Below are 24,255 nucleotides of genomic sequence, written 5' to 3' on the forward strand. Positions count from 1 at the left end.
GGGATGAAGTACGTGAAGCTCGGCAGCACGGGGTTGGACGTCTCGCGGATCTGTCTCGGCTGCATGAGCTATGGCGTGCCGGAGCGGGGCACGCACCCCTGGACGCTGCCCGAGGAGGCCGCCCGCCCGCTGATCCGACAGGCCGTCGAGGCCGGGATCAACTTCTTCGACACCGCGAACGTCTACTCGGACGGTACCAGCGAGGAGATCGTCGGCCGGGCGCTGGGCGAGTTCGCCCGCCGCGACGAGATCGTGATCGCCACCAAGCTCAACGGCCGGATGCGGCCCGGACCCAACGCGGCGGGGTTGTCCCGCAAGGCCGTACTGACCGAGATCGACAACTCGTTGCGCCGGCTGGGCACGGACTACGTGGACCTGTACCAGATCCACCGCTGGGACACCGCGACGCCGATCGAGGAGACCATGGAGGCGCTGCACGACGTGGTCAAGGCGGGCAAGGCCCGCTACATCGGCGCCTCGTCGATGTACGCGTGGCAGTTCGCCAAGGCCCAGTACACCGCCGAGCGACACGGTTGGACCAGGTTCGTGTCGATGCAGAACCACCTCAACCTGCTCTATCGCGAGGAGGAGCGGGAGATGTTGCCGCTGTGCGCCGACCAGGGCGTGGGGGTGATCCCGTGGAGCCCGCTGGCCCGGGGCCGGCTCACCCGCGACTGGGGCGCGGACAGCGCGCGCAGCGAGACCGACGAGTTCGGCAAGACGCTGTACGGCGAGGCGGACCGGCCGATCGTCGAGGCGGTCGCCACGATCGCGGCCGAGCGCGGCGTCTCGCGTGCGCAAGTGGCGCTGGCCTGGATCGCGAGCCGGCCCGGGGTGACCGCGCCGATCGTCGGCGCGGGCAAGCCCGGCCACATCGAGGACGCGGTGGCGGCGCTGTCGCTGTCGCTGACCGAGGACGAGATCGACCGCCTGGAACGGCCGTACACACCGCGACCGGTCGCGGGTTTCGCCTGATCCGGACCCCCGGGCGGGCGGCTCGTTGCGCTCGTACCTCGCGTGCTTCGGGCGCGGGGCCGAACAGAGCCGTACCGCCGTCCGGAGGGGACCGGACGGCGGTACGGGGATCGGACGTCGAGACGACTGTCCCGGCGCCGGCCTTGCCTGTCGTGCCGACTGCCGCGCGCTACTTGAGTCCGTTGTCGAGCGCGGTGATCAGGGCTCCGTTCGCGGTGTCGCCGGACATCTCCCAGATCATCGCGCCGAGTAGGTTCTTGGATTTGAGGTAGGCCGTTTTTTTGGCGATCGACCACGCGTCGTCGAACGTCCACCACTGGCCGCCGGCCCCGGTATAGCCGTAGGTCGAGACGGATTGTTCGTCGTGGTAGACGGTCAGATTGGGCACACTGGCAAGGAGGTTCGAGTAGCCCCTGGTCCCGGCCTCCTCGGCGAACTGGCCGGGTGCCGCCCCGCCGGCCGCCTGCCATTCGCCGTGCGCGCCGCCGTCGGCGACGGCCTGCCAACCTCGGCCGTAGAACGGGAATCCGATGGTCAACTTGCGTGGGTTGACGCCGGCGTCGGTGTAGATCTTCACCGCGTCGTCGATGCTGAAGTGGGTCGGATACGGGTCCTGCGCGTCGGTGTACAGGTTGGCCTGGTCACCGGTGCGGTTGGGCTCCCAGGAGTTGTCGCTGCCCGCGCCGTGGAAGTCGTAGCCCTGCACGTTGGCGACGTCCAGGTAGTCGAAGATCTTCGAGACGTCCCAGCCCTGGTTCACCTTGACCGGATCGGCCGGGGTGAACGCGGTCAGCAGCTTGCGCGGACCGGCCGTCGCGTCGAGTTGCTTGCGGAACTCGGCGAGCAGCAGGGTCAGGTTCTGCTTGTCGTTGACGTTGTAGTGGTTGCCGGCGTGGCCGTCGGGCGAACCGGGCCACTCCCAGTCCACGTCGATGCCGTCGAAGACCCCGGCGCCGGTGCCCGGGCCGCCCGCGCCGTTGTAGACCGGCAGGTCGCCCTTGATCCAGATGTCGATGCAGGACTTGACCAGCTTCTGCCGGGACGCCTCGGTGGCCGCCGCGTCCGAGAAGAACTTGGAGTACGTCCAGCCGCCGAGCGAGACGACCACCTTCAAGTGCGGGTACTTCGCCTTGAGTTGCTTGAGCTGGTTGAAGTTGCCGCGCAACTTGGCCCAGCCGTCGTCGGCCACCCCGTTGACCGATTGCGCGGCCGACATCGGCCGGGCGTAGTCGGCGTCCGCGTCGCCCGCGCCGGTGCCCTGGTCGGGGTCCTGCGGGTTGGCGGTGGTGCCCTTGGTGACGCCGGCCATGCAGGTCAGGTTGACCGGATCGATGTTCTCGAACGCGTAGTTGATCACGTCGAGCTTGGCCGCCGAGCCGGAGGTGTCCAGGTTCTTCACGAAGTACTGGCGCCCGTAGATGCCCCACTGCACGAAGTAACCGACCCGCAGGTTCTTGCCCGCGCCGGCGATGTCGTCGGTGGTGACGTCGAGCGCGTTGGACGCGGGCGAGGCGTTGTCCGCCGCGTCCCGGGCCTTGACCGTGAAGGTGTACTTGGTCACCGGGGACAGCGCCTCGATCGTGGCCGCGGTGGTGCCGGCCGGGACGGTCTTGGCCAGGGTGCCGTCACGATAGACGTCGTACGCGGCCACGCCGACGTTGTCGGTCGACGCGGTCCAGGCCAGCGCGACGGTGGAGGAGGTCTTGCCGGTGCTGCGCAGGGTGCCCGGCGCGGTCGGCGGGGTCGGATCGCTCGCCGGGTCCACGGTGGTCACCGTCGTGGGCGGACCGAGCGGGCCGAGGTTGCCCCGGGTGTCCTTGGCCCGGACCGCGTAGGTGTACGCGGTGGCCGGCGTCAGGCCGGTGAGGGTGGCCGAGTTGGTCGGCACGGTCGCGACCGTCGTGCCGCCCGAGACCACCTCGTAGCCCGCCACCTGGTAGTCGCCGCCGGTCGCGGCGCTCCAGTCGAGCGCGATCGAGCGCGCGGTGACGGTGGTGGCCCGCGGGGCGCCCGGCGCGGAGGGCGGGACGTCGGGCGTTCCGTCGCACTTGTCGCCGTTGACGGTGCAGTGCAGGGGCGGCCCGGCCGGGCCGTTGCCGATGAACCAGTAGCTGAACGGGTCGGTGCTGCCGCCCGCCGCGATGGTCCCGTTGTAGTAGGCGTTCTTGACCGAGACGTGGCTGCCGGTGACCGTGGCGTCGCCGTAGTAGTTGCCGGTCACGGTGACGCCGGCGGGCAGGTCGAACTCCAACTGCCAGCCGGTCACGGCGGCGGTGCCACCGTTGTGTACGACGTAGGTGCCCTTCCACCACGAGCCGTTGTCCTGGATGGAGAACGTCGCGGTGAGTTTGCCGGCGGCCTGGGCGGAACCGGCGGACAGCCCGGTGAGCACGGCCAAGGGCAGGACGAGGACGGCGAGCAGGGCCAGGGCCCGGCTGCGGAATCGGCTGCGGAATCTGCGCTTGTGAGGGGACATGGCTCTCTCCCTGTGTGCGTGGTACAGGGCGGTACGGAACCGTGCACGCGCGCGCCTCACCGGGGTGATCACGATCGGCGATGTGGGACATCCACCGTGATCCGAAGCAGTCGCATGGCGGATTGGTCTGGACCAAAACGCCTCTTGGAAGGTAATTGGTCTGGACCAGGACGTCAACAGCCGAAGTCCGTTGCAAATGGCAGCCGTTGGGGGCCGCTGGACGCGCACGGGCCGGATGCGGGCAAGGAGGCGAGCCGCCGACGCAGGCGGGTGCGGTCGTGAGCCGGGTGGTTGGACTACCGTGTCGGTGTCGGGGCCGAGCGTGTCGCGACAAACGCGCGAGAACGGGATCGGATCGTTGAGCGAGGAAGAGCCGAATCGACCGCGGGACGCCGACGAGACGTTCGCGCGGGTCCGGGCCGGACACGTGTTGCGTACCGAGCCGCACCCCGACGCGGCCGGGCCCTCGGGCGCCGACGCCGATCCGGACGTCGCCGAGGTGCTCGCTTGGTGTACGTGCCTGCTGTGGCGCTCGCGCCTGCCGTGGCCGGCGCACGAGCACCGGCGTGCGTTCGACGAGCACCTGGCCCAGGTCCGCCGGGCCGTCCGGGCCCTGCCCGCCGACCTCGTCGACGGCCGGTTCGCCTACCTGCCCTGCGTGGACGAAGGCGCCGCGCTCGCGGTCGCCGCGACCTGGATCGACCTGGGCAGCGCCCGCAGCCGCCTGTTCCTGGACGGCACGGGCGTGGTGATCGCGTTCGCCGACGTACAGTTCCCCACCGAGGTCGCGCTGTGGGCGCTGCGCAACGACCACGCCGACCCGTCCGCCGCCTACCTCCTGCACGCCTTGGAGTACGCCGCCCGGCAGCGCCCACCGCAGTAGTGAGCGTGCCGGTCCGGCGCCCCAGGGACCGAAGACACTCCCTAGGCTCGGATCGACGCCGCCATCCGGGCGACCGCCTCGGTGAGGATGTCGGGGTGGGTGGCCAGGTTGAATCGGGCATGCCCCGCGCCGCCGGTGCCGAAGTACGTGCCGCAGCTCAGGGCGACCCGACCGCGTTCCAGGAAGCGTGTCGCCGGGCTGTCGCCGAGGCCGAGTTCGCGGCAGTCCAGCCAGGCCAGGTAGGTGCCCTCGGCCGGGGTGTAGCGCACGCTCGGCAACCGGTCGGCGAGCAGTTCGGCCAACAGGCGCCGGTTCTCGTCGAGCCCGACCAGGAGTGCGTCCAGCCACCCGACGCCGTCGCGCAGCGCCGCGGTGTGCGCGATCACGCCGAGGTGGCTGCAACCGTCGGCCGCCTCCGCGGGCATCCGGGCCAGGTCCTCGGCGGCGGCCGGACCGGCCACCGCCAGCGCGGCCTTGAGCCCGGCCAGGTTCCAGCCCTTGGAGGCGGACATCAGCGACAGGCCGTTCTCCGCGCCGGGCACGCTCAGGTACGGCACGAAAACGTCCGGCGAGGCCAGCGGCGCGTGGATCTCGTCCACCACGACCCGCACCCCGTACTCGGCGGCCAGCGCCGCCACCGCGGTCAGCTCCGCCTCGGTGTGCACGGTGCCGGTCGGGTTGTGCGGGTTGCACAGCAGATAGGCGACCCGCTCGCCGGTCGCGCCGGCCGCGCGGAAGGCGGCTTCCAGGACATCGAGGTCGATCCGGTGATCCGCGCCGAGCGGGGCCTCGACGACCTGCCGGTCCATATGCGTGACAAACGCGTAGAACGGCGGGTACACCGGCGAGTTGACGATCACCCGACCACCGGGGTCGGTGACCAGCCTGAGCATTTCGACCACACCGAGCATCACGTCCGGCACGATCGCGGTGCGTTCCACCGCGAGGGTGCGCCAGTCCCAGCGCTTGGCGGCGAAGTCGGACAAGGCCCGGGCGTACGCGGTACCCGTGGCATAGCCGGTGTCGCCGAGGCGGACCGCGTCGATGATCGCCTGCGCGACCGGCTCGGCCGGCAGGACGTCCATCTCGGCGACCCACACCGGCAACACGTCCTGCGGGTACACCCGCCACTTCTCGCTGGTGCGCTGCCGCAGCTCGGCGAGCGAAAGCGCGCGCAACGGGTTGGCGTGCTCGGGTATGTACCGCGGCAGGCTCTCCATGGATCCCACCATAGGCGAGGCGTCCGGCGGGGCCGCAGCGTGTGGCCGGGGCGCGTCGGGCGTGCGCCGGCCCAGCCGGTGCGTCGCCCGGCGCCGTCGGGGGATTCGCCCACCGAAGTCGGCACCGGCCGGCAGGATGCTCGGTGTCCGGCCTCAAGCCGGACGACGGGGCGGTGATGTACCGGATGACGGAATGCTCTTTCGTTGAGTTCGTGCGCACGGCGACGGGATCGGTGCCGTACGCGTATCAGGAGACCCTCGCGCGGGACGATCTGCCGCAGGTGTTGTGCGTGCCGACCGGGTGCGGGAAGACGGTCGCGGCCGTATTGCCGTGGTTGTGGCGGAGGTTGGCGCATCCCAGGTCCGCGGTGCGCCGGGCGACACCCGGCCGGCTGGTCTACGTGTTGCCGCTGCGCTCCTCGGTCGAGCAGACCCATCGGCTGATCGGCGCATGGATCGAGCGGCTCGGCCGCGCCGGGGACGTCGACGTGCACGTGTTGTCCGTCGGGGCCGAACCCGAGGCCGACGACTGGCAGGTGCGGCCGGCCCGGCCCACCGTCCTGATCGGGACCCAGGACCTGGTGTTGTCCCGCCTGTTGATGCGCGGCCAGGGCGAAGGGCGGGCGTCCTGGCCGCTGTCGTTCGGACTGCTGCACGCCGGCACCCGGTTCGTCTTCGACGAGCCCTACCTGATGGGGCCGGGGTTGGAGACGTCGGCGCAACTTCAGGGTTTGCGCGACGAGTTGGGCACGGTGGGCGGCTCGTCGACGATGTGGATGACGGCGATGCCCGATCCGTCCCGGCTGGGCACCCCGGACCACCCCACGGTGGCCCGCGTGGTGAACGCGCTGGACCTGCCCGTCGAGGCCGAGTTGGCCCGACGTCTGGAGGCGGTACGCACGATCGAGTTCGCCGCCATGCCCGCGATTCCCGAGTCCTACCCGACGGCCGTGGCCGAGGAACTGCTCCGCCGGCATCGGCCCGGGACACGAACGATGGCGGTCCTGAACACGGACGAACGGGCCGACGCGGTACGGGCGGCGCTGGACGTCCTGGCGACCGGACGGGCGCTCGCACCCGAGATGCTCGGCCTGCACGCGCGCTTCCGCCCACCCGAACGCGCTGCGCTGATCCAGCGGTTGGCCGAGGAGCCGGGGACGGCCGGGCAGATCGTGGTGACCACCCAGGTCGTCGAGGCCGGCGTGGATGTCACCGCGCGGGTGCTGCTGACCGAGGTGGCCCCGTGGCCGTCGATCGTGCAGCGGGCCGGGCGGTGCAATCGCGACGGCCGAGAGTCGGATGCGCGCCTGGTGTGGACGTGGCCGCCGATGGACCGGGCCGGCGGGGCCGGACACGTGCCCTACGCCGGTGTGGATCTGCGGTGCGCGGCACGGGCGTTGACCGATCTGGAGGGGCACGCGGTGACCACCGTCCGGTGGCCGCGGATCGCGGTGGCGACGGGCGCTCCGGTACGGCACGTGTTGCGACGCGCGGACCTGATGCGGCTGTTCGACACGCTGCCGGCGCCGGACGCCGACGAGGCGGGGGCCGACGAGGTGGCTCGCTGGATCCGGGACGACGCCGATCCGCATGTCGCGGTGGTGTGGCGGCACTGGCCGAACGGCCGTCCCGACGGGCGCGAGCCGTACCCCCGCCGGGTGGAGATGTGCCCGGTGCCGGTCGCCGAGGTGGCCGACGCGCTGGCCCGCCGGCCGAGCGGGTGGTGGGCCTTCGATCGGGCCGGCGGTTGCCGGCCGTTGACGGCGGCCGACCTGCGACCGGGCGCGGTGGTGTTGGCCGCCGCCGAAGTCGGCTGCTACCACGCGGCATCGGGCTGGGGGAGCCGGCACCCGGGGCCGGTCCCGGTCGTTCGCCTCGACAACGGCCTCCGCGACAACGGTCTCCGCGACAACGGTCTCCGCGACAACGGTCTCCGCGACAACGGTCTCCGCGACAACGGTCTCCGCGACGACCGCCTCCGCGACGACGTCGCCCCGGCCGACGTCGAGCGGCCCGAGGAGCCGTGCGCGCAGCGCTGGGTGGACCTGCCGCAACATCTGGCCGACGTCGAGCGCGACGTGCGTACGGTGGCCGGCGAGCTGGCCGAGACGGGGTTCGTGATCCCCGGACACCTGGTCACGTCCGCGGCGCTCGCCGGGCGGTACCACGACCTGGGCAAGGCGCATGCCGCGTTCCAGGCGATGTTGTGCGACGACTGCCCGCCCGGAGCCGAACCACCGGGCCCGGGCCCATGGGCGAAGTCCGGCCACGACCGGGGCACGCACTCGCGCGCGCACTTCCGGCACGAACTGGTCTCCGTGCTGGCCCTGTTGCACCCCGAGGTCCACCTGCTCACCGGCGTGCCCGACGCGGACCTGATCACCTACCTGGTCGCCGCGCACCACGGGCAGGTCCGGGTGGCGATCCGGCCGATGCCGGACGAGGTGGAACGCGCGGTGCCGCGCGTGCTCGGCGTCGAGACCGGCGACCGGTTCGGCCCGGTCGAGGTGCCCGGCGACCGCCGGGTGCCCGCGATCGTGCTGGACCCGACCGTGCTCCTCGCGGGCGGCACGCACGTCGATCCCCGCGCGGGCGCCTGGGGAGCCCCGGACGCCTCGCGGGCCCCGGGCACGTCCGCGGCCTGGACCGCGCGCGTGCTCCGGCTGTGCGACGCCCCGGGACTGGGCCCCTTCCGCCTCGCCTTCCTGGAGGCCCTGGTCCGGGTGGCCGACCGTCGGGTCAGCCGCTCCTACTGCCGGCCCGCGCCGCCGCCCTGACCGCTCCCATCGCCCCCACCGGCCCCTCGCCGTCGACGGTGTGCCGATGGATTCCGCCCCGGATGCCCCGGCTGGGATCGAGGCCGCCGGATCGTCGTCGCAGGGAGGGCCGCGTGAGCACCGACCGCGCACGACGCGTCGAAGTACCGTCGGACCTCCCGTCCGACCCGGACCCGGCGGGTGCCCACTACACCTCGGCGTTCGAGCTGCCCACCTCGACGGCACGCTCGTGGACGCCCGAACAATGGGCCCGCGCCGTGTTCGAGGGTGCCCCGCTCGCCCTGCGTGGCGTGCTGCTCACCGGATGGACCGCGGTGCCGCGCCTGCGGTTGGGCCCGAGACCCTCGCCGAAGCACATCCTGGGCTGGCCGATCGCGGCGGCCGACGCCGACTCGATCACCGTGACCGCCCGCTCGCGCCTGATCACCGCGCACAACATCGTGCTCGTGCGCGACGCGAGCGTCGTGTGGACCACGGTGGTGCGCTTCGAGCGGCCCATCATGCGACCGATCCGGGGCGCCGCCGCGCCGATTCACCACCTGACGATCCCCTGGCTGCTCCACCGCGCCCGCCGCGACGCCCCGCCCGCCTAGGCCCTGCCCGGCGGATCCTGGTGGATCAGGCCGCGTTCGACCAAGCAGCGTCGGCATCAGCCGTGTTCGCCTCCCCCGCCGCAGGCGCGATCAGGTCCGGGATACCGAGGGCGCCCGTCCGGGCACAGGATGCGTGGTCATAACATGCATTCGACCGTGAACCGGAAGGAGCGTCATCCGTGCGCAGGATCCTCGTCGTCGGTGCCGGCCACTCCGGGCTTCAGCTCGCGTTGGGGCTCCAGGACCATGGCTACGACGTCACCGTGATGACCGAGCGCACCCCGGAGGAGATTCGGGCCGGCCGGGTCAGCTCGACGCAGATGATGTTCCCGTCGCAACTCGCCCTGGAGGCGGCGCAGAACCTGGACCTGTGGGACGACCAGGTGCCCAAGCTGCCGCACACCGGGTTCACCATCCCCGGCCCGGATGGTGTGCCGTTCGTCGACTGGCTCGGCGACATGGGCGGGTCCGAGTCGGTCGACCAGCGGTTGAAGATGTCCACCTGGCTGGAGCTGTTCGCCCAGCGAGGCGGCCACGTGGTGCTGCATCCGGTCTCGGTCGGCGACATCGATTGGTACAGCCGGAACTACGACCTGGTGATCGTCGCGGCGGGCAAGGGCGAACTGGTCACCATGTTCGACCGCGACCACGAGCGCTCGGTGCACACCGTTCCGCAGCGCCGGCTGGCCGTCTCCTACCTGCACGGCGTCACGCCGCGCCCGGAGGTCGGCCGCCAGGCGGTGCACCTGAACGTGATCCCGGGACTGGGCGAGTTGTACTACCTGCCCGGCCTCACGCTGACCGGGCCGTGCGAGATCGTGCTCGTCGAGGCGATCCCGGGCGGTCCGTTCGACCTGTTCACCGGCGTTCGCGACGCGCAGGAACACTGGGCGCTGACACTGGAGTTGATCCGCACGTACGCGCCGTGGGACTACGAGCGCACGCGCGCGGCCGAGTTGACCGACGCACTCGGCGTGCTCAGCGGCTCCTTCACCCCGGTGGTGCACCGCCCGGTTGCGGAACTCCCCTCGGGCGGGCTCGCGTTGGGCATCGCGGACGTGGTGGTGGCGAACGACCCGATCAGCGGTCAGGGCGCGAACAGCGCGGCCCGCGCGGCGGCGGTGTACCTGGCCGCGATCGTCGAGCACGGCGACAAGCCGTTCGACCGGGACTGGATGCTGGACACCTTCGAGCGGTTCTGGGCGTACGCCCGCCACTCGGTGAAGTTCACCACCGCGCTGCTCGCGCCGCCGCCCGAGCATGTGGTGCGGCTGCTCGCGGCGGGCAACGACAACCGGCACGTGGCGGATCGGGTGGCTCGCGCCATCGACACCCCGGCCGACTTCGAGAACTTCCTGTACGAGCCGGACCGGACGGACGCCTATCTGCGCGAGGTCGGCGCGCCGGCCTGATCGACCGCCGGGCGCGGACGGGTGGCCGTACGGGCGAAGCGCATGCCGCGATCCCGGAGCGAGCCGTGCTTGAGCATCAGCACGTCGCGTGGGTAGTTCTGGTGCAGCCGCCACGGCGTGGTCGGCCCCTGCTTGGGCAACTTCGCGGTGGCGCGCAGCACATAGCCGGACTTCAGGTCGATCAGCGGCTCCAGCGGTGCGTCGGCCGAGGGGGCCTGTGGCAGGCAGACCCGATAGCCGTGCGCGTCCATGTGGTTCAGCAGCCGGCAGACGTACTGGCTGACCAGGTCGCATTTGAGCGTCCAGGAGGCGTTGGTGTAGCCCAGCGCGAGCGCGAAGTTGGGCACGCCGGAGAGCATCATGCCCTTGTAGGCCACCGTTTCGGACAACTCGACCGGGGTCCCGTCCACCCGCAGCGTCATCCCGCCGATGGCGAGCAGGTTCAGACCGGTCGCGGTCACCACGACGTCGGCGGCCAGTTCGGCGCCGGAGTTCAGGCGCAGGCCGGTCTCGGTGAAGCCGGCTATGGTGTCGGTGACGATCGAGGCGCGTTCGCCGTGCAGGGCGGTGAACAGGTCGCCGTCGGGGACGAAGCACATCCGCTGGTCCCACGGGTTGTAGCGCGGGGCGAAGTGGGTGTCCACGTCGTAGCCCTCGGGCAGTCGGCGGATCGCGTCCTTGCGCAGCAACGACCTCATCAACGCCGGTGCCCGGCGCGAGACGTGGAACGCGAGCATGGCCATGCCGACGTTCTTGGCCCGGATCAGCGGATAGGCGAACCGATCCGGCAGCGCCCGGCGCAACCGGGCGCCCAGTACGTCGCGCGAGGGCAGCGCCATCACGTAGCCGGGCGAGCGCTGGAGCATGGTCACGTGTGCGGCCGTGCGGGCCAGCGACGGGACCAGGGTGACGGCGGTCGCGCCGCTGCCGATCACCACCACCCGTTTGTCGGCGCAGTCCAGGTCCTCGGGCCACGCCTGCGGGTGCACGACCCGACCGGCGAAGTCGGCCAGGCCGGGGAAGTCCGGCGTGTAGCCCTGGTCGTAGCGGTAGTAGCCGGTGCATACGAACAGGAACGAGCAGGTCAACTCGACGCTTTCGGTCGCGGTCCCACCCGGCTCCGGGGTCGTGGTCCCACCCGGCTCCCGAGTCGTGTTCGCACTCGCGTTCCGGGTCGCGGTCCCGTCCCGGTCGTGCTGCCGGTCCACGCCGGATTCGCCGCCGGTGGGCGTACGTTCGGCCCGGACCGTCCAGCGGGCCGTCTCGCCGGACCACTCGGCGTCGAGCACCCGGTGGCCGAAGCGCACCAGTTCGTCCACGCGGTGCTCGCGCGCGGTGTCGCGTATGTAGTCCCGGATCGCCGCGCCGCCGGCGATCGACTCGGCGGCGGTCCACGGGCGGAAGGAGTACCCGAGCGTGTGCATGTCCGAGTCGGAGCGGATCCCGGGGTAGCGGAACAAATCCCAGGTTCCGCCGATCGCGTCGCGACCCTCCAGGATCAGCACGGACTTGCCCGGCGAACGCTCACGCAGGTGGCACGCGGCCCCTATCCCGGAGAGACCGGCACCGACGATCAGGACGTCGACGTGTTCCGTGGCCATGCCAGTCCCCATTTCGCGACCGGGCGCCGCCGAGGGCACCCGGACCGGGCGGTGCGTACGACACCCCGGACCACACGCCACGAACGACACACGCGCCTGCCGGGTGATGGTGGCCCACCCACGTTATCGACGTGTTGTCGATCCGGTCAACACAGTGTCGAGTCCGTGGGTCGGCGGTAGGGTTCGGGGGTGAGCGACGCGTCCGCGCAGGACACCACCCGTCCGCGCCGGGGCCGGCGCGAGTCCCGCCCCTCGGGCGCCGACCGGGAGCAGGCGATCCTGGCCACCGCCGAGCGACTGCTCGGCGAGCGCGACCTGAGCGGCATCTCCGTCGACGACCTGGCTCGTGGGGCGGGCATCTCCCGACCCACCTTCTACTTCTACTTCGCCTCCAAGGAGGCGGTCCTGCTCGCGTTGATCGACCGGGTCGTCGCCGAGGCCGACGCGGCCTCGACGGCCGCGCCGGACGGGCCGCCCCGGGACCGGACCGCCCACTGGCGCACGGCGATCGACGCCTTCTTCGCCACCTTCCGGGCACATCGCGCGGTGACCCTCGCGGCCGGTCGGGCCTGCGGGACCAACGTCGAGGTGCGTGAGCTGTGGGCTCGGGTGATGGAGACGTGGGTCCGCCAGGCGACCCGCGCGATCGACGCCGAACGCGAGCGCGGCCTGGCCCCCGAGGGGCTGCCCGCGCGCGACCTGGCCATCGCGCTCACCTCGATGAACGAACGGGTGCTGCACGCGACGTTCGCCGCCGAACAACCCGCCCTGGCCGAGGCCGACGCGGTCGACACGCTGCTCGCGATCTGGATCGCCACCATCTACCGGGCCCCCGCCCCACCGCGCTGATCCCGAGGCGGGCCGCGTCCTGGTTCCGCGACGGCGGCGCCCCGCCGAGGTGCGGTCGAACGATCGGGCGCGCGGGGGCATTTGCCGGACTTTGCCAGTGGTCCAGACCTATTGACCGTAAGGTCTGGACCACTTTACCGTCGTGGCAACCGCACCACGTGAGTCTCCGGGCCCGTCCCCGCCCGGGAGGTAGGCGTGCCACGCAGGACGTTCCTTCCGTGCCCGGCCGCGCTCGAAGTGCCGAAAGGGAATCGAGCATGATGGGTCGGACGTCACGCCTGCTGGGAGCCGCCCTGGCGGTCGCCTTCACCGTCGCCGGATCGGTCGCCGCCGCACCGAACGAGGGTGACGCCAAGAACACTTCGCACCGGACGAGCACCGCGAGCGCATCGCTGGGCAGCGTCTGCGCGGTCAAGCCGAAGCCCGCGGGCAAGGTGCTCCAGGGCTACTGGGAGAACTGGGACGGCGCCGTGAACGGTGTGCATCCGCCGTTCGGATGGACCCCGATCACCAATCCGCAGATCGCCGCGCACGGCTACAACGTGCTCAACGCGGCGTTCCCGGTCATCCTCAACGACGGCACCGCTCTGTGGCAGGACGGGATGGACTCGACCGTCAAGGTCGCCACACCGACCGAGATGTGTCAGGCCAAGGACGCGGGCGCCACCATCCTGATGTCGATCGGCGGCGCGGCGGCCGGCATCGACCTCAACTCCCGTGCCGTCGCAGACCGATTCGTCGCGACCATCGTGCCGATCCTGAAGACCTACAACTTCGACGGCATCGACATCGACATCGAGACCGGCCTGGTCGGCGGCGGCAACATCAACACGCTGTCCACCTCGCAGGCCAACCTGGTGCGCATCATCGACGGCATCCTGGCCCAGATGCCGGCCGGCTTCGGCCTGACCATGGCACCCGAGACCGCCTACGTCACCGGCGGCAGCGTGACCTACGGCTCCATCTGGGGCGCGTACCTGCCGATCGTGAAGAAGTACGTGGACAACGGTCGACTGTGGTGGCTGAACATGCAGTACTACAACGGCAACATGTACGGCTGCTCCGGCGACTCGTACTCGGCCGGTACGGTCGCCGGCTTCACCGCGCAGACGGACTGCCTGAACCGGGGCCTGGTCATCCAGGGCACCACGATCAAGGTGCCGTTCGACAAGCAGGTTCCCGGCCTTCCCGCGCAACCGGGCGCCGGCGGCGGCTACATGACGCCCAGTCAGGTGGCCCAGGCGTGGAACCGCTACAGCGGCGGCCTCAAGGGTCTGATGACCTGGTCGCTGAACTGGGACGGATCCAGGAGCTGGAGCTTCGGCAACAACGTCAAGGCCCTCCAGGGCCGCTGACCCGGCACCGACCTGTGCCGTGACACACCGTCCGCCCCGGTCGATCCGGGGCGGACGGTGTGTCACGGCGTACTGCCGCGACCGCGAACCGGCAAAGGTTTTCGTGGTCTGCGGCAACAACCGCCGGCACGGCGGCATTCACGGCCATGGGGGCTGTCCGATGCGGTTGCTCCCGGACGCCGTTGCCGTGATCGAGTCGCTGTGCGCGACGTGTTGGCCATAACGCGCGGCCCGGCGTCGGCTCGGACCATGCCTTCCGAGGGTGCCGTATTCTGGACGAATGGGAAAGACCGTGGGTGAGATGGGGGTCGTCACCGCCTTGGTGCGTTCCGCATTCCTGGTGAATGCGGTGTATGCCGAATCGGGCCGGGAACACGGACTGACCCCACAGCAGGGACAACTGCTCTGCGTGCTGATGCCGCAGCCGTACGGCATGGGCGAACTGGGCGAGATGCTCGGGCTGGCGAAGTCGAGCCTGACCGGGTTGGTGGATCGCACGGTGCAGCGCGGGTTGGTGCGGCGCGAGTCCGACCCGCAGGACCGACGCGCGGTGCGCATCGGGCTCACCGAGGAAGGCGCCCACCTCGCCGAGGAGTTCTACGCCGAGACGTGCCGCCGGGTGGACACGCTGCCGGCCGGCCTCGCCGCCGCCGATCGGGCCAGGCTCGCCGAACTGCTGAGCCGACTGGTGCTGGACAACCAGGTGCCGGCGGTGTTCATGGAGTTGGACGAGGGCCGCTCCGTCGCGATCGGGCGCTGAGACGACGGCGCCCGCGCCGGTCTCGGGAGGTGCCGAACACGGTGAATCGGCCGATGGACAGATCCGCGCCCCTGTGTTCGGCGACCATCCGAGCCGGCAGCACGATGGGTCGTGGTGCGAATGGATAATGTAGGAGGCTCGACCGGTCAGGTCCGCAGGTGCGAGGCGCCGTTGAGGTCGAGGATGGTGCCGGAGGCCCACTCGGCGTCCGGGGAGGCCAACCACACGACGGATGCCGCGATTTCGGCGGGGTCGGCGACGCGACCGAATGGGCTCTGCGCGCGGATGGCGGCGCCTTCGGCCCCGGACAGGCGGTTCGCGACCCGGTCGGTGTCGATGAAGCCGGGGGCGATCGAGGCGACCGCGATGCGATGCGGGGCCAGTGCCACCGCCAGGGATTGGCCGAGCGCGTGCAGGCCGGCTTTGGTGGCGCCGTAGGCCGGATGGTCCGGCTCGCCGCGGAACGCGCCGCGCGAGCCGACGTTGACGATCCGCCCGCCGCTGCCGCGCCTGATCATCCCGCGGGCGGCGAGGTGGCTCAGCCCGGCGGCGCCGACCAGGTTCACCGCGACGTGCCGCTGCCAGGCCGCGACCCACTCGGCGTACCCGGTGTCGGCCGGCGGATGCGGGGTGTTCACGGCCGCGTTGTTGACCAGGACGTCGATCCCGCCCAGCGCGTCCTCCACCTCGGCCACCAGTCGCTCGACCTCGTCCGGCACCGCCAGATCCGCGCCGACCAGTACGTGACCTCCACCCGGCAGGTCCGCCAGGGTGGCCTCGGCCTCCTCCCGCCGCGACCCGTAGTGCACGGCCACCCGGTCGCCCTGGGCCGCGAACGCGTGCGCGATCGCCCGCCCCAGACCCCGTGCGGCACCACTGACCAACACCCGCCTGCCGGTTGCCGGAAAACCCTGTTCGTCGGACACGACGCCCTCCTCGGTTGTCTCGAAGGCAACCGAGCCTAAAGGGTGCCCGCAACCGAGCCGTTGTCCGGCCGGGCAATCGCGGCATGCCCGCTCACACGAGGGTGTCGAGGCGATCCGCCATGATCGGGTCTCGTTGGTGATCGGTCCGGGACGGCGGCCCGGTCCCGGCGACTCGTGACGATGCTCCGGTTCCGTCGATCGGGTCCCGCCGCTCAGGTCCCGTCGATCTGCAATTCGACGAACACGTCCGGATCGAAGGGGACCCAGCGGGCCGGGCGGTCGCTGCCCACGATCCGCAGTCGGCACCAGTCCTCGCCGCGGCCGCCGTGCCATCGGGCGTTGATCCGCCCGAGTGCCCAACTGCCGTCGCGATTACGGATCTCCACCGGCTCGTACACCCGACGGATCTCCGCGTCCGGCGGAGTCTGTACCCACTCGGGCCCGGGGCCGTCGGCAGCGGGCCGCTCTCGATGATCATTCGGCACAGTTCCACCCCTGATCCGCAGGCGAAGGAGCGGCCCCGTTCGCGTCGAGGCCACCGAAACCAGGCTTCTACACATCTGTAGAAACCATACATGAAGCCCGCCCGGCTTTCGCCGTCCCCTCGCCCCGACCGGCGGCCCGGGTGCGCGGTCGCCACGGCCGCCGCAACGGGCCGCCACCACAAGCAGGTTCACTGTACGTCCATCCAACGAGTACGCGACGTGTCCGGTGTCGGCGCGCGCCGGCACCGCGTGAGTGCCACAGTGGCGGTAAAGGATCTTCGTGTGGCCCGGTCGCAGGCACGACCGGCGAAACGAGCGGCCTCGGATCCCGAGATCGCCCGCCATCGCGGGTCGTCCGGCACGCACTACGCAGCGCGCCGCCGCGACGGTGCACGGATCGAACCGTTCGCGAGCGAGGCGACGCATGGCAACCAAGCGCACACCCGTCGTGTTCATCCATGGCCTGTGGCTGCATTCGACCAGTTGGCGAGGCTGGGCCGAGCGGTTCCGCGAGGCGGGCTACGAGCCGCTCACGCCGGAGTGGCCCGGGGTCCCCGAGACCGTGCTCGCGGCCCGCAGACAGCCCGAGGCGCAGGCCGGCGTCGGCCTCGCCGAGATCTCCGAGGCGCACGTGCGAATCATTAGGGAGCTGGAGACCCCGCCCATAGTGGTCGGCCACTCCGTCGGCGGATTCATCGCCCAGCACCTGCTCGGGCAGGGGTGGGCCGCTGCGGCGGTGGCGATCTGTCCCGGCCAGATCAAGGGCGTGAAGGCGATCGCACCCGCGCAGGCGAGATCGGCCTTCGCGTTCCTGCGCAACCCCGCCAACACCAAGCGCGCGGTGTCGCTGAATCAGGCGCAATTCCGGTACGGCTTCGCGAACGCCGTCTCCCTCAAGGAGTCCGACGACCTGTTCGCGGCGTGGACGATTCCCAGCCCGGCCCGACCGTTGTTCCAACTCGCGCTGGGCAATTTCACGCCGCACTCCGCCGCCAAGGTGGCCACCGACAACGAGACCCGCGGACCGCTCCTGCTCCTGTCCGGAAAACTGGACCACACCGTCCCCGACGCGCTGACCCGCTCGACGCTCAAGCAGTACCGCAAATCCGGTGCGAGCACCGACTATCAACGCTTCGACGACCGGGGCCACTCGCTGATCGTCGACCACGGCTGGCCCGAACTCGCCGAGACCTCCCTCACCTGGCTCACCAAGTCCGGTTTCCCGGAGACCTGACGCTCGGGCCCCGGGAGTCCGGGACGGGGGGAGCGGCGTCACCGCGACGCGGTCGGCGGCCAGTCGGTGGCCGGAGGGATCAGCGGGCGGGTGGGAGTCAGGTGCCAGGGCTGCTGGTCGACGGTGCGGTCGTCGGCCAGCGACACGGTCAGACCGAAGTCGTGGATGGTGGGGCGGCCTTGGGCATGCCACCAGTACCAGGTCGCCTCGACCTCGTCCCACAGTCGGCGCGGACCGGATTGCCGCACGGTGGGCGGATCGCCGATGGCGAAGTCGGCGGCGGCGATCGAGTGGCCGCGGCCGGTGTTCGCGCCGTAGAGCCACAACGTGCCGCCGAGCGCGCCGTGCAGGATCGGTCGGGCCAGGCAGTCGGGCACGCACAGGCCGAGCACCAGGGCCACCGGGTCGAACGGGCCGCCCACCACGTCGTCATAGCCGAGCGAAGTGGTGGTCGGCCGCGCGTAGGCGGCCCAGTCCTCGGGCAGCGCCGCGCCGCCGTAGCGTCCCCAGTGCGGACGGTGTGCGCGCAGCTTCATGAAGGCGGTCGCCAGCGTGAACGGCCCACTCGCGGCTTGCCGTTCCGCGTCCACGACCAGGCGCAGCGCGCAGTCGCCGCTGCCGTAGTCGGTACCCCACGGCAGCACGATCACCGCGCCTGGCGCGGCCTGTTCGATCCACGCGGGTGGCACGCGCCGGACACCGGCGGTGACCTGGATCCGCTCGTACGGGCCGCCCTCCGCGTAGCCGTGGGTGCCGTCGCCGGTGATCACCTCGACGAGGTCGCCGAATCCGGCCGCGTTCAGGTTCTCCCGTGCCCGGTAGGCGAGTTGCGGGTCCACCTCGATCGAGGTCACCCGGCAGCCGCGGGCCGCCAACAGGCCGGCGCTGTAGCCGGTCCCGGTGCCGACCTCCAATACCCGCATCCCGGGCGCCGCGTCCAGGTCGTACAACATCTCCGCGAGCGTGGACGGTGTCGAGGACGACGATGTGGCCAGCCGCCCGGCGGTGGCCCCGGTATGTCGGCCGTCGTCCCACTGGGTCACCAACGCCCGGTCGGAGTACACCGCTCGGCGCCACGCCTCCGGATCGCGGTCGCGGTCCAGCGGGGCGTCGCTGTCGTCGGGCCAGATCCGGGCCGGGACGAAATCCTCGCGGGCCACCATGCCGAACACCGACTCCCAGCCCGCCGGAAGTACGTCCTTGCCCTTCAGTAACGCCGTGAGCGTGTCGGGCCCCACCGTCATGACGCGGGCCGTCGATCGGATAAGACGGACTGACCAGCCATCGAAAGCCAACCTTTCCGGGAGCGATTACGCAACGTACCCTAGAAACCCCGAAGCGTAATCGTCAAGGCAATCAAGGAACTTGCCGTCCCAACGAGGCAGCCCCCGCCCGAGTGCCCGGAGTGGCGATTCCCGGCGGTTCAGATGCTGTCGGCAACACGGCGGTTGCCGCCGTTGAGTTCCTGCCACCGGCGGTAGACGTCGACGGCGGCGGCTTGCGGGTCGTGTCGCATCGGCAGTCGGCGCCGCTCCCAGGGCTTGGCGAACTCTCCGTAGAAGGTGTCGAGTTCGAAGTACTTGCGGTCGTCGACGTAGTGCGGCTCGTAGGCGTCGCGGGTGGTCAGGTACGCCGTCAAGGTCGGCGTCACCGCCAGCCGCAGGCTGCCGCGCGCGAGGTCGGCCACGTCGTGCACGGCACGCTCGGCGGCGGCCAGGTCGCGCAGCGCTCGGCCCACTGACCGAGGAGATGTACGCCCGGCATCCGGGCATCGCCCTGGACGTCGTGGAGACCACCCAGGACCGGATCGAAGCCGGGCTGCCCGCCGACGAGTTCGACCTGGGCATCGCATTCGCCGGCGCGCACCCACCCGGCGTCGGCGCCGACTCCGCTGTGCGTCGAGCGACTGAGCCTGGTCGTCGGTACGGGAACCGGCGCGGATCCGGACACCACGACCGGTCGTCCCGCCGCTCCGCTCCGGGTGCGTGACCTGGCCGGGTACGAACTGGCGCTGCTCAGCCACGACTTCGTCACCCGAGGGCACGTGGACGCCTACCTCGCGCGGCACCGGGTGCGACCTCGGATCGCCGTGCAGGCGAACTCGATCCAGGCCCTGATCGAGATCGTCCGGCGCACCCCGTTGGCCACCGTGCTTCCCGACGCGATCACCCACGACCATCCCCACCTGCGCCCGGTCGCCGTCGACCCGCCGCTGCCGGTGCGTACGGTCACCGTGCTGCACCGCGAGGGCGCCTACCGCAGCGCCGCCGCGCGCGCCTTCGCGCGGGTGACCCGGGACGTGGTCCGGGCCCGGAAGTACACGCTTCCTGAGACCGAGACCGAGACCGAGACCGGGACCGGGACTGGGACCGGGAGCAAGACCGAGACCGAGACCGGGAGCGAGACCCGGACCGGCGACTGAGCGGGGACCGCAGAACTCAGCGGTCCATGAAGGCGCGATCCTTGGCCGCGTGGACCGCCGCCGTGAGCCCGGCGATGTCGTACGGGCCGTGGTGTCGACGGCCGTTGACGAAGAAGGTCGGCGTGCCGGAGACCCCGCTCAGGTCCGCCGATTCCTCGTCCTCCGCGATCCGGTCGGCGCCGCGATGGGTGCGCAGCGCGATCCGGAACTCCTCCACATTCAGGCCCAACGCCTCCGCGTGGGCGACCAGATCGCCGGGCCGGAGCGCGTCCTGGCTCTGGAGCAGGCGGTCGAGCATTTCCCAGAACGCACCCTGCTCGGCGGCGGCCTCGGCGGCGATCGCGGCCGGCCGGGCCCTGGGGTGCACGTCGGGCAGCGGGAGGTGGCGCCAGACGTAGCGCACGTCGCCGAAGTCGGCGAGCAATTCGCGGACCACCGGTTCGGCCAGGCCGCAGAACGGGCATTCGAAGTCGCCGTACTCCAGCAGCGTCACCGGGGCGTCGATCGGACCGCGGATGTGGTCGCGCTCGGGATCCACCGGTACGGCCAGGTCGACCAGGCTCTGCGCGGTGCCCAGCAGCGCCCGCGTGCGGGCCGGACGCGGCAGCGCGGCGATCACCAGCGAGACCAGCCAGGTCACCACGAACGAGCACACCACGGCGCTGAGTACGCCCACCTTGGCCTCTTCGAGCCGCTCGCCCTCGAAGGCCAGTGTCGCGATCAGCAGCGACACGGTGAAGCCGACCCCGGCGATCGCGCCGCCGCCCACCACGGCTCCCCAGCCGACCGGCGGGCGCAGCCGGCCGCCGCTGAGTCGGGTGGTCAGCGCGGACATACCGATGATGCCCACCGGTTTGCCCACCACGTAGCCGATCAGGATGCCCAGCGTCACCGGCGAGGTGAAGGCCCGCGAGATCAGCCCGGCGTCCAGCGTGATGCCGGCGTTGGCCAGCGCGAACAACGGGACGATCACATAGCTGGTCCACGGGTGGTACATGCGCTGGAGACGCTCGTTCGGCGACAGGGCCGCCGCCATGCCCAGCCGGGCGGTACGTTCCAGTTCCGGCGTGGGCTGTTCGCGGAACGAACGGAACAGACCGGTGGCCCGCTCCAGTTCGGCCCGAGACGCCGGGTAGGCGAAGGTCAGCAGGCCCATCACCAGGCCGACCACCACCGGGTCCACGCCCGACTTGAGCACCGCCACCCAGGTGATCACGCCGAGCACGCCGTACGCGCTGCCGCGCCGCACCTTCGCGGCGCGCACCAGCACGATCAGCACCAGCATGGCCAGCGCGATCATCAGCGCGGACATGTCGATGTCGTCGCTGTAGGCGACCGCGATCACCACGAGGGCGACGAAGTCGTCGACCACGGCGACGGTCAGGATGAAGGTGTGCAGACGCCGAGGGAAGCGGCTGCCGAGCAGTGCGAGCATGCCCAGCGCGAAGGCCGTGTCGGTGGACATCGCGGCGCCCCACCCGTGGGCCGAGGACTCGCCCGCGTTGATCGCCAGGTAGATCAGCACAGGTACCGCCATGCCGCTGAGGCCGGCCAGCAGCGGCAGGGTCAATCGGCGGCGTTCGCGCAGTTCGCCCATGTCGAACTCGCGCCGGGCCTCCAGGCCGACCACGAAGAAGAACAGGGTCATCAGGCCGCTGTTGACCCACTCGCGCAGATCCAGCGACACGCCGGAGTCGCCGAGTCGCACGGACAGGTGGGTGTGCCAGAGCGAGGCGTAGGAGTCGGCGTCGATGTTGGCCCAGGCCAGCGCGGCCAGGGTGGCGGCGAGCAGCACGGTGGCGCTGCCGCTCTCGGTCCGAATGAACGCCCAGCGCGCGGTGCGCGCTCCGCCCTCGTCGAGCGACTGGCCGGACAGGCCCTCGTCGCTGGTCGGCTGCGTCATCCGTGTGCCCCCTGTGTCCCTGTCGCGCTCCCCGGCTGAACCGGGTCAGAGGATATCGGCAGCGACGCACCAAATGATCTTTCCGCCGCGCCCCGCCGGTGTCCTGCCGCCGCCGCTTCCGGGGAGGAGCAGTCAGGGCCGGGCGATGGCCTTGACCCAGTCGTCTACGGTGACGGCGTTCACCCATTGGGGGAAGAGCGTTTCGGTGAGGAATCGGTGGACCTCGGGGTCGGTGTCGAGGCAGGCGTCGACCAGGACGGTGAGGCGGAAGTCCAGGTCGTTGGCCCGGCACACGGTGTGCAGCACCACGCCGCTGGTGGCGATGCCGGTGAGCACGAGGCTGTCGATGTCGCGGGCCCTGAGCACCAGGTCGAGATCGCTGCCGGAGAACGCGCTGCCACGCCTCTTGGCGACCACGACGTCGCCTGGTCGGGGTGCGATGTCCGGGTGGATCTCGGTGCCGGGGGCGCCCTCGGTGAACAGCCCGGCCTGCACGGCCGCGGACACCACCTTGTTGCGGGGGCTGACTTCCCCGGGGACCGGCCGTAGAGCGATGACCACGTAGATCACCGGGATGCCCTGCGTACGGGCACCGTCGATGGCCTTGCGCAGGCGGGACAGATATCCGGAGCCGTCGTCGGCGATGTCCACGATCTGCTGTTGTACGTCCATCACCAGGAGCGCACTGTTCGCCACGCTTGCCGTCCCTTCGTCGCCGGGAAAGAACCGCCAGTTTGAGGCATCGTCCGTATTGCGGCGGGGACTTCGCAGACTCCGCCGGTGTCGACGGGGGATCGCCAGGTCCCGAGGGCCGGCGACGGCGACGTGACGGCGACGGCGACCGCGTCGAGTCGCGTTGGGCCGGGCCGGGTCGGCGAAGTAGGCGCCTTGCACCAGTTTGGGAGAGTCGATCACCGGAACGTGCTGCACCGGAGCGCTTGTCTGGGGGACTGGGCGCTACCAATGTTATGGATATGTCGCATATTTGTGATCATTCAGCGGCCGTGCCCGGGGGTGTGGGCGGGCAGCCGCTCGGCATGACGCAGCACGATTCATCCCGGGAGTCAGGCGCCGACGAACTGGCCGCGCTGGTGCGGCAGGCTCGTCGGTGGAGCGAGTCGGCGCCGGATCCGGCATCCGGACAGCAGTCGCCCGACGCGTCCGGGGACTCGCTCCGGGCGCGGGTACGACGCCTGGTGGCCAACCGCCCCGACGCTGAACCACCCCGCACCGGTTCGTGACGACTCGGTCGAACCAGGGCGTACGTACGGACGTACGGACGGCCACCGTGCCACGGCCGCCGCCCCGACGACCGCTCATCGCGTACGAACGCCCCGCCGGCATGGTCGACCGGCGACGCGGCGGCCTGTTCGCCCGCGAAGCGCCACGCCCGGCGCTTCGCGGGCGACGGGTGCACGGCGGCTCGTCGGGCGCGCGCGTCGACTATGCTGCCCCGTTCGGCCCAGTCGGCGCCCGCGTCGACTCGGTCGGGCGCGGCGGGCCAGGGCCCGACGCTCGGACGGCGGCGATCGAAACGGGGTTCGGGATCATGGCCGGCGATCAGGTGACCTTGCGGCCGGTGGCCGAAGCGGACATATCCCTCCTGGAGCGGTTCTCGACCGACCCCGAGGCGGTCGGGTCGTTCGCCTGGTACGGCTGGTCGGACCCGGGACGGTGGCGGCGCAACTGGACGCAGAACGGCCTACTCGGCGACGAGGGTGGGCAGTTGCTGGTGGTCCTGGGCGACGAGGTGCTGGGCTTCGTGGCCTGGCGCAGCATCCTCACGTCGCGCGGCTCGCACTGCTGGAACGTCGGGATCAACCTGTTCCCCGAGGCGCGCGGCCACGGATACGGCACCCGCGCCCAACTCCTGCTGGTGCGCTACCTGTTCGCGCACACCCAGGTGGCCCGGATCGAGGCCGGCACCGAGGTGGGCAACCTCGCCGAGCAGCGCGCCCTGGAGAAGGTGGGCTTCACCCGCGAGGGAGTGGCCCGTTCCTACACCTACCGCGACGGCGAATGGCGCGACGTGGTCTTCTACAGCCTGCTGCGCGAGGAACTTCCGCCGCCGACGAGCTAGGCGCCTCAGCGCACGGCGCCTCCCGCCGACGGCCGCAACCCACCGAAGGATACTTCCCGCCCGAAGCCGCTGCCCTCTGACGCCTGAGAGCGCGCCGTCGAGGCCGCAGCCGGCCCGGCGTCGACGACCGTCCGCATGCCTCGCCTCCCCGGGAAGCCCGCCGACCCGCCCGCGATACCCGGGAAGCCCGCCACTCCCGGAAGCCCCGTCCCGCTTCCATGTACCGGCTGCGCCCCACCCGCGCCTGGTGGTGTGGCACCGAAACGCGGCCCGACCTTGGTCCGAAGCCACGAAGTCCGTGACC

Annotated in this window: 21 protein-coding genes and 1 pseudogene; 13 read left to right on the forward strand and 9 right to left on the reverse strand. The window is 71.2% G+C overall.

Annotation, left to right across the window (positions count from 1 at the left end; genetic code table 11):
* Positions 1-3: 3 nt before the first annotated feature.
* The gene (locus tag ACIRL2_RS16365) at positions 4-975 is read left to right on the forward strand and encodes an aldo/keto reductase (protein WP_395871524.1); all 972 of its coding nucleotides are present in this window, start codon (positions 4-6) and stop codon (positions 973-975) included.
* Between the two features lie 169 nt (positions 976-1,144).
* On the opposite strand, the gene ACIRL2_RS16370 is transcribed toward ACIRL2_RS16365, so the two are convergent.
* Positions 1,145-3,451, reverse strand: coding sequence for a glycosyl hydrolase family 18 protein (locus tag ACIRL2_RS16370; protein ID WP_395871522.1), 2,307 nt, complete (start codon positions 3,449-3,451; stop codon positions 1,145-1,147).
* A 358-nt stretch (positions 3,452-3,809) separates the two neighbouring features.
* On the opposite strand from ACIRL2_RS16370, the gene ACIRL2_RS16375 reads away from it, so the two are divergent.
* Positions 3,810-4,334, forward strand: a complete 525-nt coding sequence (locus ACIRL2_RS16375; protein WP_395871520.1) for a hypothetical protein — start codon at positions 3,810-3,812, stop codon at positions 4,332-4,334.
* A gap of 41 nt (positions 4,335-4,375) precedes the next feature.
* Here the strand turns inward: ACIRL2_RS16375 and ACIRL2_RS16380 are convergent, their stop codons facing one another.
* Positions 4,376-5,554 carry a MalY/PatB family protein gene (locus tag ACIRL2_RS16380; protein ID WP_402232638.1) on the reverse strand — a complete coding sequence of 393 codons (1,179 nt, stop codon included), beginning with the start codon at positions 5,552-5,554 and terminating at the stop codon, positions 4,376-4,378.
* Positions 5,555-5,697: 143 nt separating this feature from the next.
* Between ACIRL2_RS16380 and ACIRL2_RS16385 the strand changes: the two genes are divergently transcribed.
* The 3 genes from ACIRL2_RS16385 (at position 5,698) to ACIRL2_RS16395 (ending at position 10,336) form a co-directional block, all read left to right on the forward strand.
* Positions 5,698-8,331, forward strand: coding sequence for a DEAD/DEAH box helicase (locus ACIRL2_RS16385; protein ID WP_402232641.1), 2,634 nt, complete (start codon positions 5,698-5,700; stop codon positions 8,329-8,331).
* Positions 8,332-8,444: 113 nt separating this feature from the next.
* A complete protein-coding gene (locus ACIRL2_RS16390) occupies positions 8,445-8,924 on the forward strand; it encodes a DUF2867 domain-containing protein (RefSeq protein WP_402232644.1) in 480 nt (159 codons plus the stop codon).
* 179 nt (positions 8,925-9,103) lie between these two features.
* On the forward strand, positions 9,104-10,336 hold the full coding sequence (locus ACIRL2_RS16395) for a styrene monooxygenase/indole monooxygenase family protein (RefSeq protein WP_402232647.1): 1,233 nt from the start codon (positions 9,104-9,106) through the stop codon (positions 10,334-10,336).
* Here ACIRL2_RS16395 and ACIRL2_RS16400 read toward each other — a convergent pair.
* Positions 10,306-11,937, reverse strand: coding sequence for a flavin-containing monooxygenase (locus ACIRL2_RS16400; protein WP_402232650.1), 1,632 nt, complete (start codon positions 11,935-11,937; stop codon positions 10,306-10,308). The genes ACIRL2_RS16395 and ACIRL2_RS16400 overlap by 31 nt on opposite strands.
* Positions 11,938-12,126: 189 nt before the next feature.
* Between ACIRL2_RS16400 and ACIRL2_RS16405 the strand changes: the two genes are divergently transcribed.
* The 4 genes from ACIRL2_RS16405 to ACIRL2_RS16420 all read left to right on the forward strand — a co-directional run bounded on the left by ACIRL2_RS16405 (position 12,127) and on the right by ACIRL2_RS16420 (position 14,901).
* The gene (locus ACIRL2_RS16405; RefSeq protein WP_395871505.1) at positions 12,127-12,786 is read left to right on the forward strand and encodes a TetR/AcrR family transcriptional regulator; all 660 of its coding nucleotides are present in this window, start codon (positions 12,127-12,129) and stop codon (positions 12,784-12,786) included.
* A 260-nt stretch (positions 12,787-13,046) separates the two neighbouring features.
* Positions 13,047-14,141: a chitinase gene (locus tag ACIRL2_RS16410; protein WP_395871600.1), complete on the forward strand. Its 1,095-nt coding sequence runs from the start codon at positions 13,047-13,049 to the stop codon at positions 14,139-14,141.
* A 103-nt stretch (positions 14,142-14,244) separates the two neighbouring features.
* Positions 14,245-14,364: a DUF6196 family protein gene (locus ACIRL2_RS16415; protein WP_402232652.1), complete on the forward strand. Its 120-nt coding sequence runs from the start codon at positions 14,245-14,247 to the stop codon at positions 14,362-14,364.
* A 78-nt stretch (positions 14,365-14,442) separates the two neighbouring features.
* On the forward strand, positions 14,443-14,901 hold the full coding sequence (locus tag ACIRL2_RS16420; RefSeq protein WP_395871598.1) for a MarR family winged helix-turn-helix transcriptional regulator: 459 nt from the start codon (positions 14,443-14,445) through the stop codon (positions 14,899-14,901).
* Positions 14,902-15,047: 146 nt separating this feature from the next.
* On the opposite strand, the gene ACIRL2_RS16425 is transcribed toward ACIRL2_RS16420, so the two are convergent.
* Both ACIRL2_RS16425 and ACIRL2_RS16430 read right to left on the reverse strand, forming a co-directional pair.
* Positions 15,048-15,827: an SDR family NAD(P)-dependent oxidoreductase gene (locus ACIRL2_RS16425; RefSeq protein ID WP_395871499.1), complete on the reverse strand. Its 780-nt coding sequence runs from the start codon at positions 15,825-15,827 to the stop codon at positions 15,048-15,050.
* A gap of 212 nt (positions 15,828-16,039) precedes the next feature.
* A complete protein-coding gene (locus ACIRL2_RS16430; protein ID WP_402232655.1) occupies positions 16,040-16,312 on the reverse strand; it encodes a hypothetical protein in 273 nt (90 codons plus the stop codon).
* A gap of 424 nt (positions 16,313-16,736) precedes the next feature.
* Between ACIRL2_RS16430 and ACIRL2_RS16435 the strand changes: the two genes are divergently transcribed.
* A complete protein-coding gene (locus ACIRL2_RS16435) occupies positions 16,737-17,546 on the forward strand; it encodes an alpha/beta hydrolase (protein WP_402232657.1) in 810 nt (269 codons plus the stop codon).
* 38 nt (positions 17,547-17,584) lie between these two features.
* On the opposite strand, the gene ACIRL2_RS16440 is transcribed toward ACIRL2_RS16435, so the two are convergent.
* Both ACIRL2_RS16440 and ACIRL2_RS16445 read right to left on the reverse strand, forming a co-directional pair.
* Positions 17,585-18,790, reverse strand: coding sequence for a methyltransferase domain-containing protein (locus tag ACIRL2_RS16440; RefSeq protein WP_402232659.1), 1,206 nt, complete (start codon positions 18,788-18,790; stop codon positions 17,585-17,587).
* 179 nt (positions 18,791-18,969) lie between these two features.
* Positions 18,970-19,284, reverse strand: a complete 315-nt coding sequence (locus tag ACIRL2_RS16445; RefSeq protein ID WP_402232662.1) for a hypothetical protein — start codon at positions 19,282-19,284, stop codon at positions 18,970-18,972.
* Here ACIRL2_RS16445 and ACIRL2_RS16450 point away from each other — a divergent pair.
* Positions 19,275-19,968: pseudogene (locus ACIRL2_RS16450) on the forward strand (LysR substrate-binding domain-containing protein); the annotation flags it as partial. The gene ACIRL2_RS16445 and the pseudogene ACIRL2_RS16450 sit on opposite strands and share 10 nt — an antisense overlap.
* 16 nt (positions 19,969-19,984) lie before the next feature.
* Here ACIRL2_RS16450 and nhaA read toward each other — a convergent pair.
* Together nhaA and ACIRL2_RS16460 are read right to left on the reverse strand one after the other, a co-directional pair.
* Complete coding sequence (gene nhaA / locus ACIRL2_RS16455) at positions 19,985-21,871, reverse strand: Na+/H+ antiporter NhaA (RefSeq protein WP_402232664.1); 1,887 nt, start codon at positions 21,869-21,871, stop codon at positions 19,985-19,987.
* Between the two features lie 132 nt (positions 21,872-22,003).
* On the reverse strand, positions 22,004-22,567 hold the full coding sequence (locus tag ACIRL2_RS16460; RefSeq protein ID WP_402232666.1) for a cysteine hydrolase family protein: 564 nt from the start codon (positions 22,565-22,567) through the stop codon (positions 22,004-22,006).
* A 341-nt stretch (positions 22,568-22,908) separates the two neighbouring features.
* Between ACIRL2_RS16460 and ACIRL2_RS16465 the strand changes: the two genes are divergently transcribed.
* Positions 22,909-23,112 carry a hypothetical protein gene (locus ACIRL2_RS16465; protein WP_395871482.1) on the forward strand — a complete coding sequence of 68 codons (204 nt, stop codon included), beginning with the start codon at positions 22,909-22,911 and terminating at the stop codon, positions 23,110-23,112.
* A 308-nt stretch (positions 23,113-23,420) separates the two neighbouring features.
* Complete coding sequence (locus tag ACIRL2_RS16470; RefSeq protein ID WP_395871480.1) at positions 23,421-23,951, forward strand: GNAT family N-acetyltransferase; 531 nt, start codon at positions 23,421-23,423, stop codon at positions 23,949-23,951.
* Positions 23,952-24,255: the final 304 nt, after the last annotated feature.

Source organism: Embleya sp. NPDC127516 (assembly GCF_044765325.1).
Lineage (GTDB): Bacteria > Actinomycetota > Actinomycetes > Streptomycetales > Streptomycetaceae > Embleya.

Excerpts from the sequence above, each read along its gene's own strand:
- ACIRL2_RS16365 (WP_395871524.1), top strand. The coding sequence starts at position 4 with ATGAAGTACGTGAAGCTCGGCAGCACGGGGTTGGACGTCTCGCGGATC.
- ACIRL2_RS16370 (WP_395871522.1), bottom strand. The coding sequence starts at position 3,451 with ATGTCCCCTCACAAGCGCAGATTCCGCAGCCGATTCCGCAGCCGGGCC.
- ACIRL2_RS16380 (WP_402232638.1), bottom strand. The coding sequence starts at position 5,554 with ATGGAGAGCCTGCCGCGGTACATACCCGAGCACGCCAACCCGTTGCGC.
- ACIRL2_RS16400 (WP_402232650.1), bottom strand. The coding sequence starts at position 11,937 with ATGGCCACGGAACACGTCGACGTCCTGATCGTCGGTGCCGGTCTCTCC.
- ACIRL2_RS16410 (WP_395871600.1), top strand. The coding sequence starts at position 13,047 with ATGGGTCGGACGTCACGCCTGCTGGGAGCCGCCCTGGCGGTCGCCTTC.
- ACIRL2_RS16420 (WP_395871598.1), top strand. The coding sequence starts at position 14,443 with ATGGGGGTCGTCACCGCCTTGGTGCGTTCCGCATTCCTGGTGAATGCG.
- ACIRL2_RS16435 (WP_402232657.1), top strand. The coding sequence starts at position 16,737 with ATGGCAACCAAGCGCACACCCGTCGTGTTCATCCATGGCCTGTGGCTG.
- ACIRL2_RS16440 (WP_402232659.1), bottom strand. The coding sequence starts at position 18,790 with ATGACGGTGGGGCCCGACACGCTCACGGCGTTACTGAAGGGCAAGGAC.
- nhaA (WP_402232664.1), bottom strand. The coding sequence starts at position 21,871 with ATGACGCAGCCGACCAGCGACGAGGGCCTGTCCGGCCAGTCGCTCGAC.
- ACIRL2_RS16465 (WP_395871482.1), top strand. The coding sequence starts at position 22,909 with ATGACGCAGCACGATTCATCCCGGGAGTCAGGCGCCGACGAACTGGCC.
- ACIRL2_RS16470 (WP_395871480.1), top strand. The coding sequence starts at position 23,421 with ATGGCCGGCGATCAGGTGACCTTGCGGCCGGTGGCCGAAGCGGACATA.